We start from the raw sequence: 22180 nt of genomic DNA on the forward strand, positions 1-22180 counted from the left end.
GCGTGGCGCAGCCACGCAAGAGCCTGAAGGGCGAAGCGTGGTGTCCGGCGAAGCCCAAAGGGCGAAGACGGACTTTATCCGGTATCCCCCTCACGTCCCGGTAAACCGCGGCGGCCGCTTCTCGACGAAGCTCGCCACGCCTTCCCGGAAATCATTGCCCTTGAGCGCGATCTGCATCTCGCGGTTCGCATCGATGGTGGCCTCGGCGAGGGTCTGGAACGGCACGTCGTAGACCTGGCGCTTGATCACCGCGATCGCGCTCGGGGAGACGAAATCGGCGAGGTCGCGGGCATAGGCGTAGGTTTCCTCGCGCAGCTTCTCCGGCGAAGAGAGCCGGTTGACGAGGCCGATGCGCAGCGCCTCCGCGGCCGACACCCGCCGCGCCGACATCAAGAGATCGAGCGCGTTGGCGTGGCCAACGATGCGCGGCAGCATCCAGCTGATGCCGTGCTCGGCGATCAGGCCGCGCCGCGCGAAGGCTGTCGTGAACACCGCGCTGTCTGCCGCGAAGCGCAAATCGCAATACAGCGCGTGGACCAGGCCGATGCCGGCGGTGGCGCCGTTGAGCATCGCGATCACGGGCTTCTTGATGGCGGGGTAATAGGCGTAGCGCGTCTGCCAGTCGGCGCGGCGGTTCATGTCGAACGGAATGCTCTCGCCGCGCCTGACCTCGTTGGGATCGATCCCCTGCAGCGCTTCCATGTCCGCGCCGGCGCAGAAACCGCGGCCCGCGCCGGTCAAGATGATGACGCGAACATCGTCGTCGTTCGATGCAGCCTCCATCGCGTGGCGCACATCGCGCTCCATGATCGCGGTCCACGCATTCATGCGGTCGGGGCGGTTGAGCGTGATGGTCGCGATCCGGTCGCTGACCTCATAGAGGATGTGTTGGTAGCTCACGGCGATCTCCCTGTGCCTTGTTGTTATTGATCCGCGCGGCGATGCGAGCCGCGCGCGGCAGCCGACAGTAGCACATCCATCAGAATGAAAAGGCGGAGCGAAATTCCGCGCGGCGGCTATTCCGCTGCCTGCAGCAGCACCGGCCGCGGCACGCGCGCGATCCAGCCGTCGATGAAATGCTTCAGCCAAGCGCGCTCGGCGGCATCGTGCACAGCGCGGCCGGCGAAGTGCTGATGCACCGGTTGCGCGCCAGGCTGCTCCATCCGCGCGCAACCGCGCGTGGTCCAGCGATGCATCATCGCGTAGGTCACGTCGGGATGGAATTGCAGGCCGAATGCATTGCCGAACTGGAACGCCTGCACCGGGAAATCATCGCCCGCAGCAAGCAGGTCCGCGCCGTCGGGCAGTTGGAATCCCTCGCCGTGCCAGTGATAGACGCGCGCCGGCCAGTCCGGGCACAGCGCGCGGCCCGCCGCCGTCGGCCTGACCGGGTAATAGCCGACCTCGACACGGCCTTGCGGATGCGGCGCGACGCGCGCGCCGAGTTGCCGCGCTAGCATCTGCGCACCGAGGCAGATACCCAGGAATGGACGCTGCTCGCGCAACGGAATTGCAATCCAGTCGATCTCGCGCCGGACGTAATCGTCGGGATCGTTGGCGCTCATCGGGCCGCCGCAGATCACCGCGCCGGCATGCGTCTCGAGCGTGTCGGGCAGCGCGTCGCCGAAGCGCGGACGGCGGATGTCGAGGGGGTAACCCAGCGCACGCAGGGCGTTGCCGATCCGGCCGGGAGTCGAGGTCTCCTGATGCAGCACGATCAGCACCGGCCGCCGCGAGGCCTGATCCGAAATCTGATCGACCGGCGTGACCGCGGCCGGCCTTCGGTTTGCGAAGGGCACCACGACACGGGTTTGGTCAGACCGGAACGACATTGCCTCTGCTTGAAGGTTTGGCCTCTGCTTAAGGATTCGGCACGTAAGGTGCGATCATAGCTAAACGGTCGTTAACATCGTGTGAGTTTGCGCACAGACGTGGTGTAGCAAATCGCGGGCCAGAAACAGCCTTAACGACGATCGAGGGAACGTTTCAGGAAGGCTAGCGCTTGCGGAGCTGGAAGCCGCCGACCGCCGTCAGGATGAAGGAGCGCGGGAACAGCCGAAGCAGGAACGGCACGACCTTGATGAAGGCACCAGGCAGCACGGCGCGCTTGTTGGCCATCAGGCCGCGATAGGCCTGACGAGCGACTTCGGCGGGCGCGACGTTGAGGATCGCGGAATCGAACCCGGGCGCGAAGCCGGCGCGGTCCTGGAACTCGGAGGGCACGGGACCCGGGCAAACCACGGTGACGCGCACGCCCTTCGGCGCCAGCTCACAGCGCAATGCCTCGGAGAACGAGAGCACATAGGCTTTGCTGGCATAGTAGACCGCCATGCCGGGGCCCGGCAGGAAGCCGGCGATCGAGCCGAGATTGAGGATACCACCGCGGTTGCGGATCACCTGATCGGCAAAACGCAGCGTCAGGTCGGTCAGCGCGCGGATGTTGACGTTGATGATGTTGAGCTGCTCGGCACGGTCGCGCTCGACGGCGAGGCCGAACAGGCCGAAGCCGGCGTTGTTGACGAGATATTCGACCTCGACCCCGGCCTCGGTCAGGGCCTGCGCGATCCGCTCGCCCGCATCGGTCTGCTGGAGGTCACAGGGGATCACGATCGGCGCCGCGCCGCCCTTGGCCCCGAGCTCGTCGGCGAGCGCCTTCAGGCGGTCGGCGCGCCGCGCCACCAGCGCCAGGCGGTGGCCATTCAATGCAAACACGCGCGCCAGTTCGGTGCCTATGCCCGCCGATGCCCCGGTTATCAGCGTCACACGCTCAGTCACGTTTCAAACTCTTACTGCAAATTCTAGTGAGGTCCCCAACAAGGCGACGAGAGCATAGGCATGCGGTGGGACGCAAGCCGTGTATGGGCTTGTGGATAGCGGCCGGGGCGCCGGTTTCGGGACGAAACGACCAATTTTCAGTCGGATCGCCCCCAATCGCGGCAGACATTAAAGTTTCGTCATCCGTGATGCTGGTGACGATGCTCCCGCTCGCGCGGCCGACCGTGTCAGATTGCCGCGTCTGCCGTGCCCCAGGGCCCCTTCGGCAGCTCTGCCTGCTTCTCGGCGACCCGGTGCTTGAGGTCGATGCGGTCGCGCGAGGAAATGCCGAGCAGATCGGCAGCGCGCCAGACCACATTGTCCTCGAACTCGCTGACCTGGCCGTCGGCATAGACCAGCTCCCACATCATCTCGACGATGCGCAGCCGTCCCTCCTCATTCACCGAGCGCATGATCACACTGGTAAAGTGATAGAGATCCACGGCTTCGCCTTCGACGCGCATCGCGGATGCGATCAACTTGTCGGCGGTGCCGGGATCGAGCTGGAAACGGCTCTCGATCAGACTGTGCAGCTTGCGCGTTTCGGCGGGCGTCGGCTCGCCGTCCAGCGAGACGACATGCACCAGCAGCGCGGTGGCCGCCAGGCGATAGTCGCCGTCATCGAAAGCGCGGTCGGCCTTTGCATCGGGGGAGACGATATCGGCAATGAATTGGCGGAGTCCGTCGAGCATCGCTCTCTCTGTCGAATGAAGAAGTCTTTGATCAGGAGCATGATCTGTCCGGAAAACCGCTACACACTTTTCCGGATCATGCTCCAAAAATCTATATGGCGTGGAAACAGAACCGGCGCAATCCGCGCGGGTTCCCGCTGCGGCATTACGTTTCGGCAAGCATTACATATCTGCAATATGATTACGGTATCTCGTACACCACAAGCTTGTCGGCAATGCCGCGCAGTGCCGCTTCCTTCTGGATCGGCTTGATCTCCGCGCGATCGAGGATGCCCGCAACCTCCGCCGATTCCATCACCGGCTGGGTCAGATGGATTTCCTGCGACGTCGACAGGCTCTGCACCCTGGCTGCGATATTCACGGTCTGGCCGAAATAATCCTGCCGCTCGTTCAGCGTCACCGCGAGGCACGGCCCTTCATGGATGCCGATCTTGACGACCAGATCCTCCTTGCCGCGCTCGGCGTTGAGCTCTTTCATCGCGGCCCGCATGCGCAGGCCCGCCGACAATGCATGCTCGGGCCGGATGAAGGTCGCCATCACGGCGTCACCGATCGTCTTCACGACTGCGCCGCGCTCGGAGGCGATGATCTCGAGCAGCGCGTGGAAATGCGCGCGCACCAGATCGAACGCGGCGAGATCGCCGACCCGCTCATAGAGCGCAGTCGAGCCCTTGAGATCGGTGAACAGGAAGGTCAGCGCGGTGATCTTCAGCCGCTGGTCGACGGTGAGGTTGTCGGCCTTGAACACGTCGCGGAAGGTCTGGTTCGACAGCATCCGCTTCGCGGTGAGGATCGGCTTGCGCTTGCCGAGCAATTTGTGCAGCGGATCGCCGGCGATCCACACCGATGGCAGCACTCGAACGTCGGCGTGATTCTCCAGCGACAGCCGCAGCGGCCCGGGCCGCATCGTCGAGGTGCCGGTCGGCGCGTGCGTCTTGTTGAACGCGATCGAGAACTGCTGGCGCTCGGTGGTCGGCTCGCCCTCGATGGCAAAGAAGTGCGCCGAATGCGTCACGGGCTCGAACACGATGATGAACTCATTGGGCAGATTGAGCGACAGGATCGCCTTTTCGCCGGGCGGCAGCTCGAGCCCCTCCAGCGTCACCTCGTTGATCAGGGTCGACACCGAACTCTCGTCGAACTCGATCCCGGAGCTCCAGAACATCTGGCGGAAATATTCCCAGATCGGCAGCGTGTTGGGATCGTGCGCGGCAATGTGCCGGACGCGCGGGCTGACGGTGAAGGCAACCTCGACCAGTTCATCGACAGAGGCCTCGTAGCCGCACGCGCACAGCGCACAATTATAGTCGTCATGGCGCAGCGACTTCAGCGTCGTATGCGCATCGAGCACGCCGCCACAGCCCGGACACAGCACGTTCCAGCTCATGTCGAACAGACCGAGCCGCGAGGCATGCAGGAAGCCGGAGATCACTTTCTCCTCTTCGAGCCCGGTGCGGCGCGAGAAATCCAGCACGTTGATGCGGTTGAGCTCCCGATCATGCCCGTCCGCGATCAACTGCTGCATGGCATCGACGACGGCCGGATCGGTCGTCTGCCTGAGGACTGCGAAATGGGCCTGCGTATCGCTCATGGTGAGCCCCTAAATGAGCATCGGAACACCGCCGCGCAAGGTCAGAGCGGCTTGATCGTGAACACCGGAGAGCGGTTCGGCTGTGTCGTCACCACGCCGATCGGAATCACCGGATCCTTGTCCGCCAGCGCGACGCGGAACGCGCCAATCATCTTCGCGAGCGCGAGCGTCGCCTCGACCAGCGCAAAATGTGCACCGATGCAGACCCGCGCGCCAACACCGAACGGCAGATAGGCAAAGCGATCGGGCGGCGTTCCCGTCATGAAGCGCTGTGGCACGAACGCATTCGGGTCGCGCCACAGCTTCTCATGCCGGTGCAACAGCCACGGCGCGATCAGGATTACGTCACCCTTCCTGACCGGACGGCCCATGATGGTGTCGGGACCGCCCGCCGCACGCGCGATCAGGAACGCCGGCGGATAAAGCCGCATGGTTTCGTCGATCACCGCGCGGGTGAACTTCAACTGCTCAATGTCGAGCGTGCCATTTGCTGCCACGCTCCTGACTTCTGCTGCCAATTGTTCCTGAGTCTCGGGATCGAGCGCCAGCAGATACAGCGCCCAGAACAGCGCGGTCGCAGTCGTCTCATGGCCGGCCAGGATCATGGTCGCGACCTGGTCGCCGAGCTGGGCATCGGTGAAGGCCTGGCCGGTTTCAGGATCGCGCGCGGCGCCCATCAGGTCGAACAGGTCGCGGGCCGGCGCGTTGTCATCCTTGCCGGCGGCGCGGCGCTCGGCCATCAGCATGCCGACGAACGCGGTCCAGCGCTTGCGGAAGCGGGCGCGGCGGAAATCCTGCGGGGTCGGCCAGTTCAGGGGCAATAGCAGGTCCAGCATGTGCGGCCGCGCCAGCGTGGCGCCATACTCCATCACGAAGTCGCGCAGCGCGGCGCCGTGGCGATCCATGCCGAACGAGAACATGGTGCGGCCGGCGATCTCCAGCGTCATGCGCTGCATCACCTCGCGCAGATCGACCGGGCCGCCGCTCGCGGTCTTCAGCCTTGCGATGGTCTCGTCGACCGCCGCGATCATGTAGGGCACGAGCGTCGTCACTGCGCGCGGCGTGAACGCCGGCGCCAGCGTGCGGCGCTGATGCTTCCACGCGCGGCCCTCGGCGATCAGCAATCCCTCGCCCAGCATCGGACGCAGCACGCGCAGGCCGGCGGGCGTGCGGTGGTAGTTCTCGTAATTGTCGACCAGCACATGGCGGATCGCATCCGGTGTGTTGAGGATGAAGCTCGAATGGTTGAAGAAGCGGCCCTGGACGATGTCGTCCTCATAGGCGCGCTGGCCCCAGGTCTCGATCGGCGAGTTGCGCATCACCCGCATCCGTTGGAACGCACCCATGTCGGCGGGCGCGCGCGGCGGAGCGGGCGGGACCAACGGACGCCGCGTCACCGTGATATCGTACACTTCGGCTATGCTCATGGTCCTCGCTTCCTGCCTCACGCAACGGCCGATCCGGCCATGCGATCCCGGCGCCATGAAGGCGCGCGGACCCTCTACCAGACCTAATAAGTCAGCTCGGCGACCGCAATCCGGTTTTCGGACGCCGGCCAGGCCCGCGTCACGATGCGCTCCCCGTTGAAGATCGCGGCGACCGGACGGCCGACCTCGGTGGCGGCGAACCGCAACGTCGTCACCGCGTCGGTCGGCACGCCGGATTTGACGTCGGACGGCTCCTTGCCGTCGAACAGCACGATATCGCGCGGCAGCCCGAAATAACCGCGCGGCCGCGACATCAGCACGATGGCGCCCGCACCGGCATCGGCCGGCAGCATCGGCCGCGCCGCGCGCAAATGCACGATCTCGGAAGAGCGCGGAAACGGCGAGCGATAGATGTGCGTCGTCACCGCACCGGGCGAGGTCAGCACGAATTCGAGCGGCCAGGTCGGATCGACCTGCGCCGGCCCCCAGCGGCCGTCGGCGCCGGTCTGCGAGCTGTGCAGCGGGCCACTGACGCGCTCGCCGGTCTCCGCCGACACACGATAGATGTCGACCGTGGCGCCCGGCACCGGCCGGTTGGTCGGCACGCCGCCCGGCATGCCCGTGACGAGGCCGCTGAGCCGCACCGCCGTCTCCGGTACGATCTCGATCCGCGACGGCTCATGCCCGGCGATGAATTTGTAGATCTCGCGAAAGGCGCGCGGATGATACGCGGTCTCGCGATGATCGACCGCGCCGAGCACCAGATTGGTCGCGCCCTTCAGCGCCGGGCCCTCGGTCGTGACGTTGGTCGGCGTGCCCGGCTTGCCGATGAAGCGGCCGTCGGGTTGCGCATATTTATCGAGGCCGTCGCTGCGCAGGGTCAGGAATGCGGTGCCCGCGGTCACTTCGCTGTCGCCATCGTTCAGGCTGCGCAGGAACGGTCCGCGCCCGTTGAACTCGTTGCCGAGGCCGTCGTCGGACGCATACACACCGTGATTCGGCGTGCCGCACAGCACCGCGTGGCTGATGTCGCCGCCGCCCCCATTCTTGATGGTATTGCGGATCGCATTGCCGCCGCGCGAATTCCCGACCAGCGCGATGCGCGCGGCGCCGCTGCTCTGCTTCAGCTCACTGATCGCCTCGGCGAGCGCGCGGCGCTGGTCCTCGGTCGAGGAGCGGCCCGCCTGCTCGACCTTGTCGTCGGCGCGCGCCAGGGGATCGGTGAAATTGATCGCGGCCATGCGCTCGCGCGGCACGCCGTTGGACTCCATCCGCCAGAGCGTCGTCATCCAGAGCGCGGCGTGATCGCCATTGCCGTGCACGAACAGGATCGGCGGGATGTCGCCGGCCGGCGCGGACTGGGCCAAGGCCGGGGCGGCGAGGCGGCCGGCCAGCAGGGTCAGGGCGCCGGCCCCTTGAAAAAAGCTCCGCCGCGACAGCGCCATTGGTCCCCTTCCCCAAACCTTTCAGGGCTTTAGCTGTGTCCGACCCAGTTAAAGGATACCGTAATCGCTGGACAGGACACGCGTTTGCCGGGCATCAGTTGATGCAGCCGGAATCATTCACGAACCATAGCAGGCCAACCGGAACCGGATATGACCGAACCGCCGAAGCGCCCAGACAGTATCACTGCACCGTTGCGGCATTCAATCTTCAGGCGGATCTGGCTCGCCAGCCTGCTCTCCAATCTCGGCATCCTGATCCAGGGCGTCGGCGCCGCCTGGGCGATGACCCAGATGACCTCGGAAGCCGACAAGGTCGCGCTGGTGCAGACCGCGCTGATGCTGCCGGTGATGCTGATCGCGATGCCGGCCGGCGCCATCGCCGACATGCACGACCGCCGCGTCGTCGCGCTGGTGTCGCTTATGATCGCGCTCTCCGGCGCCACCACGCTGACGGCGCTGGCCTGGCTCAATCTGGTGACGCCGAGCATCCTGCTGGCGCTGTGCTTCGTCGTCGGCAGCGGCATGGCGCTGTTCGGCCCGGCCTGGCAATCCTCGGTCAGCGAGCAGGTGCCCACGGAGACGCTGCCCGCCGCGGTCGCGCTGAACGGCATCAGCTACAACATCGCACGCAGCTTTGGCCCGGCGATCGGCGGCATCGTGGTCGCCTCCGCCGGCGCCGTGGCGGCCTTCGCCGCCAATGCCGTGCTGTATCTGCCGCTGCTCGTCGTGCTGTTCTTGTGGAATCGCGTCAGCGAGCCGTCGCGGCTGCCGCGCGAGCGGCTGAACCGCGCCATCGTCTCCGGTGTGCGCTACATCACCAATTCGCCGTCGATCAAGATCGTGCTGACCCGCACCATGGTGACCGGCATCATCGGCGGCTCGGTCTCGGCGCTGATGCCGCTGGTGGCGCGCGACCTCCTGCATGGCGGCGCGCAGACCTACGGCATCATGCTCGGCGCCTTCGGCATGGGCGCGGTGATCGGCGCACTCAACATCAGCGAGATCCGCAGCCGGCTGAGCGGCGAAGCTGCGGTACGGACCTGCGCGCTCCTGATGGGCGTCGCGATCGCGATCGTCGCCGTGAGCAAGCAGCCCGTCATCACCGCAGCCGCACTGGTGGTGGCCGGCGCGGTATGGATGCTGGCGATCGCGCTGTTCAATATCGGCGTGCAGCTCTCGGCGCCCCGCTGGGTCGCGGGCCGTTCGCTGGCCGCCTTCCAGGCCTCGATCGCCGGCGGCATTGCGATCGGGAGCTGGTGCTGGGGCCGCATCACGGACCTCGGCGGCGTCGAGATGGCGCTGCTGATCTCCGCCGGCCTGATGCTGCTGTCGCCGCTGCTCGGGATCTGGCTCCGGATGCCGCCGGTCGGCGCGCGCAACGAGGACGCGACCGAGACGCTGGCCGATCCCGAGGTGCGGCTGCAACTGACCGGGCGCAGCGGACCGCTGGTGGTGGAGATCGAGTACCGGGTGGCGCAGGACAATGCGCGGGCCTTCCACAATGTGATGCAGGATGTGCAACTGAGCCGCCAGCGCAACGGTGCCTATGGCTGGTCGATCGCGCGCGACATCGCCGATCCCGAATTGTGGACCGAGCGATATCATTGCCCGACCTGGCTCGATTTCCTGCGCCAGCGCAACCGCGCCACCCAGATCGAGCGCGAGCTGCACCAGAAGGCGGCCGACTTCCATATCGGCGCCGAGCCGATCCGCGTGCGCCGGATGCTGGAGCGGCCGTTCGGCTCGGTACGCTGGAAGGACGAGACCCCGGACCGCGCCGCCAAGGAAGTGATCCCGGTGGTCGCGACCGCGGCGGGAAGTAGTACGTAAATCTAACCGGTCGTTACTGCCCGTTATCGGTGAGCGTCTGCTGGCAGGCCTTGCTGAGACGGCTGCGATGCTCCTTCAGGCAGGCCAGCACGACCTGATCCCCCTCGCTGAGATGGGCGCGGCAGAATCGCGAGGCATCGCGCGAGCAGGCATCACGCCCCTGTTGCTGTGCCGGGGCGGCCGACGTCAACAGAACCAATGGAACGACGGCGAACAGAAATCGGGTCATCTCTCAAAGCCTCTAAGGAATAGAACGCTGGTTCTATAGCGTTTCAGGGGTGCGAAGAAGCTTGAAACGGCAGACCGGGCCAGTTCCTACGGCGCAGATCACTCCGCGGCGGCCCGGCGCTGCGCGGCGAGATCGCGATCCAGCACGACGCGGCAGCCGCTGCTGAGCTGGGAGCGGTTCTTGACCATGCAGGCGGTGATCCTGGGGATGTTCGGGATCTCGGCGCTGCACAGCCGGAACGCATCGCCCGAGCACATTTGCTGTGCTTCGGCGCTGAACGCAAAGCTCGCGGCCGGCGACAGCACGGCAACACTGGCCGCAACGGCCAACGCGACGCCGGCTCTGCGCACGGCACGCTCAAGATCCTGCCTCCTGAAGATGGCGATCATGATCGGCTCCCATCGGCGCCGCAAATGGCGGGGCCCTTGTTTGATGGACCGATCCTGCACGGGAGCGAGGTGGCCGACCGTGACGGTCATCACGCATGGATAAGGCCCGCTTTTTCTTGCCGTTCCGCCGCCTTGTTGGGACCGCGTTAAGACCTTGTTGGCATTAATGGCTCGTTACGGCTGTGGCGTATCCCTTAAGTTCCGAGAGAGTGTGTAGCGATGCGTAGTGCGTTGGGCCTGATGCTGGCCAGTGTTGTAGCGGCGATCGTGATCGCCGGCGTGTGGTTCTGGACCTCCTCTCCGCGTGCCGACGCGGCTCCTCCGCAGACAACGGCAGCAAGCCAGGCCGATCCGCTCTCCGCGGCGGCAAGGCAGACCGCCAGGGACGATGTCGACACGACCGCTGCGCTGTCGAAGCGCGCCGACGCCACCCAGGCTGCAGCCCCGGCCGCGGCCCCCGCACCGGCCCCGGTGCAGGCGCCCGTCGCGGCCGCGCCCAAATGCGCCAATCCCGATGGGCTCGGCATCAGCCGCACCGTCGTGGTCGACACCACAGGCGGCCCGGGTTTCGGCTTCCTGCAGTACAAGCAATATGACTTCCTGACTGACCATGAGGTCGTGCTGACCTTCGACGACGGTCCGTGGCCGACCACGCCTGCCGTGCTCAAGGCGCTGGCCGACGAGTGCACCAAGGCGGTGTTCTTCCCGATCGGCCTGCACACCACCTATCACCCGGATATCCTCCGCCAGGTCGCCGCCGCCGGCCACACCATCGGCGCCCACACCTGGTCGCACGCACATCTGGCCAGCAAGAAGATCACCGAGCAGCAGGCCAAGGACGAGATCGAGAAGGGTTTTAGCGCGGTGAAGCTGGCGCTGGGGGCCAACCCAGCTCCGTTCTTCCGCTTCCCGGCTCTGGCGCACACGCCGGCGACCACTGCCTATCTCGGCACCCGCAACATCGCGATGTTCTCGGTTGACGTCGACTCCAACGACTTCAAGTCCAAGAGCTCGGATGAGGTGATCAACAACGTGATGACCAAGCTCGACAAGGAGCACAAGGGCATCATCCTGATGCACGATTTGCAGAAGCACACCGCGCAGGCGCTGCCGACGCTGCTACGCAAGCTGAAGGCCGGCGGCTACAAGGTGGTCTGGATGAAGGCCAAGACCCAGATCGAGACGCTGCCCGAATACGACGCGATGATGGCAAAGACCGAGAAACCGGTCGCATCGGGCCGGCCGATCGGCAACGTCGTGCAGACGGTCGCCGAGTAACCGCGAATACGCCGAACACGCTCAACGCAAAGCGCCCCTGGATCGGATCCAGGGGCGCTTTTCGTTTGCGGTGTCGGCGTCGACGACCAGCAAATCACTGCGGGCGCGGGTGGCGAAGTTCCCTACCGTAGAGGCGCGCTGCAAAAATATCGAAAACAACCCCATGCAAAGCAGCTGACGGTGCCGGCGCTCGACAAGCCTCGCCGTCGCGCGCTTGCCCGGGCATGACGAAACCGAACACGCGGCTACCAATAGATTCCGTGACGATGCAGCTCGCCGATGATGCGGCCCTCGGTCCAGCGCCGTGCGTGGCTGCGATGGCGCGGCCGGTGCGCGGTCGCCGGCCGATCCGGTGTCGGCCTCGCGTCCGATGCCGCTGACGGCTGGACGTTGGCCTGCTGCGCCGGCGCCCGCTGCACGGTCGGCTGAGCTTGCGGCTGCGGTGCCGGTGCAGCGGCCGGCGCTGCCCGCTCGACATATTTTGGCGCCTCCGGCGGCTGCGGTGGCGCCTCGATGGCTGATGTCACCGGCGCATCGGCATCCTTGCCCGCCGTTTTGACCGAACTCGATGCGGCTGCCGGCAGCGACGCTGCCCCGCCCAACGACAGGCTTCGTTCGCCGGCCTGTGCGCAAGCGGACACCAAGACCATCGCCGTGATCAGGATGAGTTTGCGCATTGTTGTTCTCCCGTTGGTGGCCGGGAGACTAGCGATGTCGAGCGACGGACTTTGTGAGATGCATCACGCCATCGAGACATCAGCTGCCAACGGGTTTAGTCCAGTCGGATTGTTGGAACTTGGTCCTATCGGTGGGGCCGTATCACCGTAGGTTATGGCCTTGAGACATAATCTCAGCACAACGCCCTTCGCCCGTGCGCGCCAGCGTCGACAGCACAGGCTCGCGTGCCGTGCCTCCGACGATGACCTGGGAATAGAATCGTCGGTCTGGCCTTCTCCTTCACGATGCTTGAACTCCGGAGAAACTCAGTGAGTGCATTTGAACAAGGTGGCGTCCGGCCAAGCGCCGATGGCTTGGCAAATACGGCCGCCGAAAAGCTCCGTTCGATGGTCCCGGCGGCCGGAGCGATGGCCTATCCGTTCCTGCTCGATGCATTTCACATCGCGGTCTCTCCCGCGAGCGGTCAGCTCTCGCCCGGGCGGCTGGTGCTGGCGGCGCTCTGCCTGCTGGCCGCGACGGCCACGCCCTTGCTGGGTCTTGCCTGCGCCTATTGGATGACCAAGGCCGCGCCTTCATCGTTCGAATTGCGCGCCCGGCGACTTGCTTACATCAGTGTCGGTGCCCCGCCGTTGTTTGTGCAGACTGGCGTCGGCCTCGGACTGCTGCACATCCATGTCAGCGACGAGCTCGTGTGGGTCGCGGGCTGGCTCGCCGCGTCTCTCTACGTGCTGCTCGGCGGCGAGCAGGAGCGGCCGGCGAGATCGGCCGCGATTGCTCCGCCCATTGCCAGATGGCGCGTCACGCATGGCATCGCGGCGGCGGTGATTCTGCTCTACGTCGCGTTTCACCTCACCAATCATCTGTTGGGCCTGCTCGGACCCGACGTTCATGGTGCCGTGATGAAGATCGGACGCACGGTCTATCGCTCTTCCGTGATCGAACCGATCCTCGTCAGCCTGATGCTGTTCCAGGTCGCTGTCGGCGTGCGGCTCGCCTGGCGCTGGAGCACGCTGCCGGCGGATGCGTTCCGCGTGTTTCAGATAGGGTCCGGCGTCTACCTCGCGGCATTCATCGTCACCCATCTGAATTCAGCATTCGTCTCGGCGCGCGCCGTGCACCACATCGACACCAATTGGGACTGGGCGTCAGGCGCACCGACCGGCCTGATCCATGACGCCTGGAGCATTCGCCTGGTGCCGCATTATGCGCTCGGCGTCTTCTTCGTGCTGGCTCATCTGGCGTCTGGATTGCGCGGCGTCCTGATCGCACACGGCGTCGCCCTCACTATTGCCAACCGGATCTGGGCAACCGGGCTTGCGACAGGCGGGCTGATCGCGATTGCGATCATGAGCGGACTATGCGGCGCGCGGATCTAGAGCGTTTTGAGCGGAGTGGGTAGGGGGTCTAGGCGGCGCAAATCGTTCTATAGGCAGCCAGCTGCAGTGCGACCACGCGCCGCGCGGAATGACATTTCTCGAACCACAGCCGCGCGGCGTCGCCGCGGCCATTGTCGTCCAGCGGATCGGCAAGGACTTCGAAAATCCGGGCCGCGCATGACTCGATGCTGTCGGCGGCCAGGCAGGGCGGCACCGCTCCGAAGAACTCCGCTGATTGGGCTTCATCCAGATTTGTTATGACCCGGCGTCCGAGTGCCATTGCCTCAAAGGTCACTCCGCCCATCGCTGGTATCATGAACTGATCGACCACGACGTCACTCGAGCAGTAGAGCTGTCGAAGCTCCGCCTTGTTGAGCGACGGGATCCACGAAACCATATCTTCGATGCCAAGCTCCCGGATGAGCTCCTTGCTTCGGTGGATGTCAACACCCCACTCGACAAGGATGATGCGAAAATCGCGATCTGTTTGTGCAACCTGTGCTGCGGCCCGCAGAAAAAGATCATTGCCCTTCTGCATTGAAGCCGGCGCCGCGTGCCAGTGATGCCGCGTCGGGCTGAAGAATGTGGTGACCTTGGCGTCTCGCTTCGGGATCTTGAGCTTTGCCCGAAAGGTCTTTTCATCATCGAAGGCATGCGGAAGGTAGACGGTCCGCTCTCTCTTCAGCTTCAGCCGCTTCACCGACGGCAGCACGTCCGAGTTGGTCACGAACGAAAAAGCCGCATTCTTGTACGACGCCGAACAAAGAATGCCATTGTAGCTTTTCTCAAAGGGCACTTCCCGCAGCGTGCCATGTTCGTAACACGTGTAATTCTTGAATCCGTTGATGAACGGAATGAACCCGTCGATCGAATAACCCTGAATGATGTCGTAGTGCTCCAATACGTCCGCGAACTCATTGGCGACGGTCAAAGCGAAGGCTTCGACGGAGACCAGTGCTTCTGCCGGGTAATCCGTGAACTGCCGCAGCACGTCACCAAGCAGTGCCGCACGTTGCGAGGCGTTTCGATCCTCTCCCTTGCCGTACTTTTCGAAATAGCGAAACTCCGGGCGATCGATGATCTCGGGGCGGGCCACCACGGGAATGACCAACGAACCGACGTCGGCGGCCGCGGTTGTGCTCGCGGCCGTCATCGCGGTGTCTGGGTCTGGGATCGCAAGGACATTGCTTTCGCCTGCAACCGGCGTCGCGGCGTCGGGATCCGGCGTCGTAAAGGCATCGGCGGGAAACTCGAAGCCAAAACGCGGCAAGCCGCGGGTCCGTCTCTGACTTCGCCAAAAGGCGACCGCCAAGCTCGACCAGGCCGCAACTCCGGTTTCCGCCTCACGGCGCAAATGAACAAACACATATTTCGTCAGCAAGGAACGATAGATCGATGTGAGGCGACTTGGCCCTTTGGGATTTGGTGCAGGCGTATCGCGAAGCGTTCCATCCTCGTGGCTTTCGCCTGCAGCCGGCGCGGCGGCGTCGGGATTCGGGACCGTGAAGACATCAGCAGGGAATTCGAAGCCGAAACACGGCAAGCCGCGGCTGCGCCGCTGACTTCGCCAAATGGCGACAGCCAAGCTCGACCCGGCGACGACGCCGGTTTCCGACTCACGACGCAAATGGGCAAATACATATTTCGTGAGCAGGGAGCGATAGATCGAAGTGAGGCGACTCGGCCCGTTGGGAGTTGGTGACGACGTATCGCGAATCGTCCCGTGCCCGTTGCTTTCCGTCGCGGCCGGCGGCGCGGCGTCGGGATTTGAAATCGTGAAGACGTCGGCAGGAAACTCGAAGCCGAAACGCGGCAAGCCGCGGCTGCGCCTCTGACTTCGCCAGATTGCGACCGCCAAACTCGATCCTGCGACGACGCCGGTTTCCGCCTCACGCCGCAAATGCACAAATACGTACTTCGTCAGCAGGGAGCGATAGGTCGTGACGAGACGGCCTGGTCCCTCGGGATTTGGATATTCGTTGGCGAGAGCCCGGCTTTGCTCAATCTGCGGGTTTGGCGGGGCCGGCGTTGATAAGGCCGGCGGCGTGGGGGAGAGTGCAGACTCAGGCTCTATGCTCGCCTCTGGCAGGACGATGGTCGGTCGATCGAGCGGCTCCGGGATTCTGGATGCCTGACTTATCTGGAAGTCCTGAAAATCGCGCGCGATCGAAATCGTGTCTGCGAGATGCTCCGGCATCGGTGGACGGACCCGGCTCTCTGCAGCGGCGATGCCATCAAGCATCTCCCAATACCTTGCCTGCAGCAGCGTCCAGAAAAATATCGCGGCTTCGTTGTCGCCCGCGTTCTTCGCTCGAAGGTACGAGAGGCAATCGAGAACGGGGCCTTGCACAAACCAATCCGGTCGCCGCCAACCGCCCAACTCGGTGGCCCACCAATCCGGGAACATGTTGTCGACATGGCCGTCGAAGCTTGCGGCCTCCCATTCCGGGCAACCCATGACGTGGTAGTAGTTGTAGCAAACGACGTCCGCTTCGATGCCAAAGCGACGCTGAATCAGCGCATTGTTGTAGGCATTGTTCGCGATATTACCGATATGCAGGACGCGCAGCGGGCGGTCGTGAGCGCGCTGGAATTCTTTCACGAACGCAAGCTGTCCTTGAAGCTCGCTGTCATGACCTTCGCGTCCCAACGCCACCCCCCAAGCAATCGTATCTCAGGTATTACGCCTTCCGCGTGCGAACACACAACCCAAGATCGCACGGCCAGCGAATACTGATTCCGCGCGCGACTATTTTGCGCCATGTCGCGCCCCATCTCGTCCATCATTTAGTCGGCTTGACCGAATTGCCGCGATGGCGGCTTGGCCACGGTGGCGATCGTGAGCGGATTGTGCGGTGCGCGAGTACAGGCGGCCAAGGCGCGACCGTGGATCGAAGCGGGAAATGTTCCTGAGGAGTGGTGCCGCAAGAGGGACTCGAACCCCCGACCCCGTCATTACGAATGACGTGCTCTACCAACTGAGCTATTGCGGCGAACCGTTCGGCAACGGCCTGATAATTCGCGCCACCTGATATCGGGCATGACCCCGATTGGCAAGGAAAACGCGGTTATTGAACCACACACCTGACATCTAACCGCGAATCAGCTTCCCAAACGTGACAGAAATCCGCGCCAACCGCCGATCTGGGCCTTGGGCGGGCCGATTTGTTCCGCAAACTCGTCCACGACACCGTCCTCGTCGACCCCGGGGTCGTCGGGGGCCCGGATGATCGGGATCACGGCCGGAATTGGCGCCGGCGGTGCCTTGGGCAGATCGGTCCGGGAACGGAACAACGGGGCCGGCGCCGGAGGCGTTGATTCGGCCGCCGGCGGCGGAGCGGGTTCCGGTGCTGGGATGCCGTCCGAAGCGAGGGCCGGCTCGGCCTCGATGGCCGCCGGCAGCGGGGCGTTATCCTGCACTGTCGGCGTGGCAGGCTCGACGGGCTTGGGTTCAGTTGGCTTGATCTCAGTTGGCTTGGCCTCGACCGCCTCAACCGGCTTGGCTGCCTCCGGCGGTTTGGCCGCCTCGGGCTCGATGGCCACCTCCTTAGGCGGTTCTTTGGGCGGCTCGACCCGGCGCGGCGCCAGCATCGCCTCCTCGAACGGCGAGGGCTCGATCGCGTTGCCCTTGTCCGACGGCAGCGCCGCGACCGGCGTCTGCCATTGGAAGGCGTCGAGACGGCCGGTGACCGGCGACACCGGACGCCAGCGATCCGAGACATAGCCGTCCGCGGTCCAGGCCGGATCGTGCAGCGCGCGCACCGCGCGCAAGGTCCAGGCCCGCGCCCGGCCGCTGTCGCCATGCTCGGTGCGCTCGATCTCGGCCATCAACAGCGCGACGCGCTGCGTCGGCGCCGCTGTGAACGCTCCAGCGCGGCGCGCGCTTTCGCAAACTCGGACGCATCGATCGCGGCGCGCGCGATCGCCAGCGCGCCCTCGATATTGCCGGGCGTCTTCGCCGCCAGCGTCTCGACCCGCACCAGGCGCTGGCGCGCGGAATCGCCGAGCCGCACGTGCGAATAGGCGTCGGCGAGATCGGGATGCGGCTGCACCAGCCACGCGGTCTCGACGATGCGCATCGCGCGGCGCACCTGGTGTGCCTCGCTCTCGAATTTGGCGGCGAGCACCGCGGCCGGGATCAGCGTCGGCGCCAGCTTGAGCGCCTCCATCGCGCTCGAGCGCGACAGGTCGCGGTCGACGGTCTCGAATTCCAACGCGCGCGCCGTGAGCAGCACGCCGCGCTGCCGCCGATAGGTCGCCTTGTCGATCAGTCCGGCAGTCTGGTTGTTGTCGATGATCGACAGCGCGCCGGCCCAATCGCCCTTGGCACAGCAGAAGCCGAGCACCGCATGCGAGGCCCATGACGAGGACGGCGACATCTTCAGCGCTTCCTCGGCGATCATCACGGCGGCGACCGGATCGTCGGCGCGCTGCGCCTCGATGAACAGGCCGCGCAGGCCGAGCAGCCGGGTGTCGGCGCGCTCGGCCATGGCACGGAAGGCGCGCTGCGCGCCGTCGCGGTCGCCGTCGAGCTGCGCCGATTGCGCGTGCAGCAACAGCGCCAGCGGATCGCCGCCTGCGTGACGCCGCGCCACCTCGGCATGCGCACGCGCCGCCGAGGAATCGCCATGCCCGATCGCGAGCAGGCCTTGCGTGATGGCGTGACGGCCGCGGGCGTGGCGCCGCTCGCGCTGGCCGCGGCGGATGTGCCCGGGGACCTTCCACAGCGCGCGCAGGATCACGCCGGCGACCATCGCGACGACGATGACGAGGCCGAGCAGGTACATCGGCTGCTTGGACGTCAGGCGCAAGCCGCCCCAATTCAGCACGAGATCGCCGGGCTGATCGGCCAACCAGGCGGCACCCGCTGCAGCGAGCGCGATCAGCAGCAGGAACAGAATGATCCGGATCATCAAGAACCTATTGCAAGGAGCTATTGATTGACCGTGGCGAGCGCCGCCATGGCGTTGTCGGCAAATTTCCGCGACGCGTCGAGCGCGGCGCGGCGCGCGTCCACCTTGGCGAGCCAGGGTTGCGCCGCGGCGCGATCGGCCGGCGGCAACGACTTCAATTCGCGTTCGGTCAATGCGAGATCATTATGCACGGCGGCCGATGTCACGCGCGCGACTATGCTGCCGCGGTCGGTGCCCGTGCCGTCGGTTCGCTCGATGCGGATCAGCTTGGACGCGCCGGCCTGCAGACGATCGACCAGCCCGGCACTTGCTGCCGCAGCTTCCGGCGGCGGCGGTGCGAGTTGCGGCACGATCTCGATCAGCTCTCGGCATAGTTTATTCGGATTCGGCACGCCCGATGCAGCGAAGACGTCGAGCGGTTTCAGCAGGTCGGGATTGTCGCTGATCGCTTTGGCGGCCTCGAGCGCCGAGGCGTAGGGATCGCCGTGACGCACCGCGACGTCGAGCAGCGATGCCGCGACCACGCGGCGCAGCGGCACGTCATCTGCCTTCGCCTCAGCCTTGGTGTCGGCGATCTTGCTGTCCTGCCGCGCGATCGCGGCGCCCTGCGCCTTCACCGCGCCCTCGACCTTGTCGATGCGCGCCGTGATGCCGGAGATGTCAGGCGCAGCCGCGCCATCGCGCGGCGCGGCCTTCGCGTCATTGACCGCAGCGGCAAGCTTGTCGGATTGCGCCCGCGTCGCGGCGAGCTCGGTGCGGAGCGCAGCGATCGACTTGTCGAGCGCCTCGAGCCGCGCCGCTGCCGCGGGATCGGCGGTCGCGGCGACCGGCCTGCCCGCTTTTGCTTCGAGCGCGGTCAGGCGCGTGCCGAGCTCGTCGACCGTTGCGGCATTGGGCTGCGGCGCGGACGCCGGCGGCACCGCGGGCCAGCCGAGCAGCCAGCCGACCCCGATCACCAGCGCTGCGGCGACCGCGCCCGACACCGGCGCCACCACCCAGGGCGACACCGGCCGCGACGGCTCGGCCGCGGACGACGCGGCGGAAGCGGCCTCGGGCTGCGGTTCTGCTTGAGGAGCAGGATCAGGATGGGGCTCCGCCTCAGGCGCAGCCGCCTCCGCTGCCTTGGCAGCGTCGCTGGCGGCGTCCGTGCTGCCCTCGGCCTTCGACGGCTCGCTGGAGATCTCGGTCGCCTGAAGATCGATGGTCGGCGGCGCGCGCTTGGGCCGGGAATCCGGCGAAGGTCCTGTGTCGTCGGGCCTTTCTTCAGCCATCGCGAGGGTCCTCAAAACTACTGGCCGCACACTCTATCAGAATCGGCCCGGGTTCTTAGAGCACGATCCGAAAATCGGAGCATTGCCTAACATCATGGTCCGACGAAAGAATTAATTCCGGTCACGGCCGCAGGGCGCGGTCGAGCGCCTCCAGCAGGGCGTTTTCGTCCGGGCGCGCCGCCACCACCACCTTGGTCGCGCCGGCGTCATGGAGCACCGCGGCGACCGCGGCCGAGATGCAGCATTGCGGCAAAGCGAGCGCCGAAATCTCCAGGCCGTCGGCCCGGATGGTGTCCAGGAACGCCTGCGCGCTGCGGCGGGAATAATGCAGCACCGCCGTGATCCGGTTCGCCATGAAGGCGTCGCTGACCTCCCTTGGAAGAGCGGCCACCGGCGCCATCCGGTAGGTGGTGTGGGTGACAACCGTCAGCCCCCTTTCGCTGAGTTCACCGGCGAGATCGCGCGACAGGTCGGCGCCGGCGAGATAGAGCAGCGTGGCGGACGCCGGCAGTTCGCCGGCCTTGACCCGCGCGAGCACGAGATCGCGCAGCGAGATCGCATCGCCCTTGGCCACGATCACCCTGTCGAAGCCCGCGGCGCGTGCAGCATCGGCGGTGTGGGTCCCGACCGCGAACAGCGGCAACCGCAACAGCCGGCTGCCGGCAAGATCGATGGCGCGCGGCGCATTGGCGCTGGTCAGGATGACCGCGTCATAATCCGCATCGTCGTCATGGAACGGCAGCGGCTCGAAGCGCAGCACCGGTGCCGCGATCGCCTCGAAGCCGCGTTCGCGCAGCGACGCGAGCGTGGCTTCATTGTCCGGATGCGGTCGGGTGACAAGGATGGTCACGGGGTCAGGCCTCCCGCATTACGAATTGGCCCCTGCAGATTGGACCTTGGCGACCGATTGCACTTTGAGACCTCGCAATGCTACCCCGGAGGGGACATTTGATGAGCATGATCTTGCCGGAAACCGGTTCCGGCCTGTCCGGATCATGCTGGTAGCACAAGGGCCGAAATTGGGACACGAACCACCGATGCTGGTGTTGGGGATCGAGACCACCTGCGATGAAACCGCAGCCGCCGTGGTCGAGCGCCAGGCTGACGGGCAGGCGAAAATCCTCTCCAACGTCGTACGCACGCAGACCGACGAGCACGCCCGCTTCGGCGGCGTGGTGCCGGAGATCGCGGCGCGCGCCCATGTCGACCTGCTCGACGGCATCGTCGCCTCCGCGATGAAGGAGGCCGGTGTCGGCTACGGACAATTGTCGGCGGTGGCGGCCGCCGCCGGCCCCGGCCTGATCGGGGGCGTCATCGTCGGCCTCACCACGGCGAAAGCGATCGCGATGGTGCACGACACACCGCTGATCGCGGTGAACCATCTCGAGGCGCACGCGCTGACGCCACGGCTGACCTGCGCGCTGGCGTTTCCCTATTGCCTGTTCCTGGCCTCGGGCGGCCACACCCAGATCGTCGCCGTGGTCGGTGTCGGCGAATATGTCCGGCTCGGCACCACGGTCGACGACGCGATGGGCGAGGCGTTCGACAAGGTGGCGAAGATGCTGTCGCTGCCCTATCCCGGCGGACCGCAGGTCGAGCGCGCGGCGGCCGGCGGCGACCCGACGCGGTTCGCGTTTCCGCGCCCGATGCTCGGCCGTCCCGATGCGAACTTCTCGCTGTCGGGATTGAAGACGGCGGTGCGCAACGAAGCGAGCCGGCTGGAGCCATTGGAGCCGCAGGACATCAGCGATCTCTGCGCGAGCTTCCAGGCCGCGGTGCTGGAAGCGACCGCGGACCGGCTGACCGTCGGCTTGAAGCTGTTCGAGGAGCGGTTCGGCACGCCGCGCGCGCTGGTCGCGGCCGGCGGCGTTGCCGCCAACCATGCCATCCGCAGCGCGCTGCAGGATGTCGCCGCGAAAGCGCAGACCACGCTGATCATTCCGCCGCCGGCGCTCTGCACCGACAACGGCGCGATGATCGCCTGGGCCGGCGCGAGCGGATGGCGCTCGGCCTCACCGACACGCTGGAAGCACCGCCGCGCGCACGCTGGCTGCTCGATGCCAACGCCAAGGCGCCGGCCGGCCACGCCAACAGCCGCGCCGGATATTGAGTCATGTTTGACAACGCGCGCCACGGGCACCGCTTCACCTCGCCCCGCTTGCGGGGAGAGGTCGGATTGCATCGAAGATGCAATCCGGGTGGGGGGTACTCTCCACACGCCAGGTGCCTGCGGATGCAGCCCCTCAC

Annotated in this window: 16 protein-coding genes, 1 tRNA gene and 2 pseudogenes; 4 read left to right on the top strand and 15 right to left on the bottom strand. The window is 65.8% G+C overall.

The window, feature by feature from the left end; all coding sequences use genetic code 11:
- Positions 1–90 precede the first annotated feature (90 nt).
- The 7 genes from AKN84_RS41440 to AKN84_RS41470 form a co-directional block, all read right to left on the bottom strand.
- A complete protein-coding gene (locus tag AKN84_RS41440; protein ID WP_050426118.1) occupies positions 91–900 on the bottom strand; it encodes an enoyl-CoA hydratase in 810 nt (269 codons plus the stop codon).
- A gap of 116 nt (positions 901–1016) precedes the next feature.
- Positions 1017–1832: a glutamine amidotransferase gene (locus AKN84_RS41445; protein ID WP_050426119.1), complete on the bottom strand. Its 816-nt coding sequence runs from the start codon at positions 1830–1832 to the stop codon at positions 1017–1019.
- Positions 1833–1995: 163 nt separating this feature from the next.
- Complete coding sequence (locus tag AKN84_RS41450) at positions 1996–2775, bottom strand: SDR family NAD(P)-dependent oxidoreductase (RefSeq protein ID WP_050426120.1); 780 nt, start codon at positions 2773–2775, stop codon at positions 1996–1998.
- A gap of 227 nt (positions 2776–3002) precedes the next feature.
- Positions 3003–3506 (bottom strand): tellurite resistance TerB family protein, encoded by a 504-nt coding sequence (locus tag AKN84_RS41455; RefSeq protein WP_050426121.1) that lies wholly within the window; start codon positions 3504–3506, stop codon positions 3003–3005.
- A gap of 181 nt (positions 3507–3687) precedes the next feature.
- The gene (locus AKN84_RS41460; protein ID WP_050426122.1) at positions 3688–5097 is read right to left on the bottom strand and encodes an adenylate/guanylate cyclase domain-containing protein; all 1410 of its coding nucleotides are present in this window, start codon (positions 5095–5097) and stop codon (positions 3688–3690) included.
- Positions 5098–5138: 41 nt separating this feature from the next.
- Entirely contained in the window at positions 5139–6524 is a 1386-nt protein-coding gene (locus AKN84_RS41465) for a cytochrome P450 (RefSeq protein WP_050426123.1), read from the bottom strand.
- A gap of 83 nt (positions 6525–6607) precedes the next feature.
- Positions 6608–7969: a hydrolase gene (locus AKN84_RS41470; RefSeq protein ID WP_050426124.1), complete on the bottom strand. Its 1362-nt coding sequence runs from the start codon at positions 7967–7969 to the stop codon at positions 6608–6610.
- Positions 7970–8119: 150 nt separating this feature from the next.
- Between AKN84_RS41470 and AKN84_RS41475 the strand changes: the two genes are divergently transcribed.
- Positions 8120–9799: an MFS transporter gene (locus tag AKN84_RS41475; RefSeq protein WP_050426125.1), complete on the top strand. Its 1680-nt coding sequence runs from the start codon at positions 8120–8122 to the stop codon at positions 9797–9799.
- Between the two features lie 13 nt (positions 9800–9812).
- Here AKN84_RS41475 and AKN84_RS41480 read toward each other — a convergent pair whose 3' ends face one another.
- Both AKN84_RS41480 and AKN84_RS41485 read right to left on the bottom strand, forming a co-directional pair.
- Entirely contained in the window at positions 9813–10028 is a 216-nt protein-coding gene (locus AKN84_RS41480) for a cysteine rich repeat-containing protein (protein WP_050426126.1), read from the bottom strand.
- Positions 10029–10126: 98 nt separating this feature from the next.
- Positions 10127–10417 carry a hypothetical protein gene (locus AKN84_RS41485; RefSeq protein ID WP_050426133.1) on the bottom strand — a complete coding sequence of 97 codons (291 nt, stop codon included), beginning with the start codon at positions 10415–10417 and terminating at the stop codon, positions 10127–10129.
- Positions 10418–10636: 219 nt separating this feature from the next.
- Here AKN84_RS41485 and AKN84_RS41490 point away from each other — a divergent pair, with 219 nt between their 5' ends.
- Positions 10637–11695: a polysaccharide deacetylase family protein gene (locus tag AKN84_RS41490; RefSeq protein ID WP_050426127.1), complete on the top strand. Its 1059-nt coding sequence runs from the start codon at positions 10637–10639 to the stop codon at positions 11693–11695.
- A gap of 245 nt (positions 11696–11940) precedes the next feature.
- Here AKN84_RS41490 and AKN84_RS41495 read toward each other — a convergent pair whose 3' ends face one another.
- Positions 11941–12372: a hypothetical protein gene (locus AKN84_RS41495; RefSeq protein WP_050426128.1), complete on the bottom strand. Its 432-nt coding sequence runs from the start codon at positions 12370–12372 to the stop codon at positions 11941–11943.
- 309 nt (positions 12373–12681) lie between these two features.
- On the opposite strand from AKN84_RS41495, the gene AKN84_RS41500 reads away from it, so the two are divergent.
- Entirely contained in the window at positions 12682–13749 is a 1068-nt protein-coding gene (locus AKN84_RS41500) for a hypothetical protein (protein ID WP_244485764.1), read from the top strand.
- A gap of 28 nt (positions 13750–13777) precedes the next feature.
- Here AKN84_RS41500 and AKN84_RS41505 read toward each other — a convergent pair whose 3' ends face one another.
- The 5 genes and pseudogenes from AKN84_RS41505 to AKN84_RS41525 form a co-directional block, all read right to left on the bottom strand.
- On the bottom strand, positions 13778–16399 hold the full coding sequence (locus tag AKN84_RS41505; RefSeq protein WP_050426130.1) for a glycosyltransferase family 4 protein: 2622 nt from the start codon (positions 16397–16399) through the stop codon (positions 13778–13780).
- A 267-nt stretch (positions 16400–16666) separates the two neighbouring features.
- Positions 16667–16742, bottom strand: a tRNA-Thr gene (locus tag AKN84_RS41510).
- 109 nt (positions 16743–16851) lie between these two features.
- A pseudogene (locus tag AKN84_RS41515) lies at positions 16852–18662 on the bottom strand (heme biosynthesis HemY N-terminal domain-containing protein).
- A gap of 20 nt (positions 18663–18682) precedes the next feature.
- The gene (locus tag AKN84_RS41520) at positions 18683–19933 is read right to left on the bottom strand and encodes a COG4223 family protein (protein ID WP_050426131.1); all 1251 of its coding nucleotides are present in this window, start codon (positions 19931–19933) and stop codon (positions 18683–18685) included.
- 121 nt (positions 19934–20054) lie between these two features.
- A complete protein-coding gene (locus AKN84_RS41525; RefSeq protein WP_050426132.1) occupies positions 20055–20783 on the bottom strand; it encodes a uroporphyrinogen-III synthase in 729 nt (242 codons plus the stop codon).
- A 187-nt stretch (positions 20784–20970) separates the two neighbouring features.
- Here AKN84_RS41525 and tsaD point away from each other — a divergent pair.
- Positions 20971–22043, top strand: a pseudogene (gene tsaD / locus AKN84_RS41530) (tRNA (adenosine(37)-N6)-threonylcarbamoyltransferase complex transferase subunit TsaD).
- Positions 22044–22180: the final 137 nt, after the last annotated feature.

Source organism: Bradyrhizobium tropiciagri (genome assembly GCF_001189845.1).
Taxonomy (GTDB): domain Bacteria; phylum Pseudomonadota; class Alphaproteobacteria; order Rhizobiales; family Xanthobacteraceae; genus Bradyrhizobium; species Bradyrhizobium tropiciagri.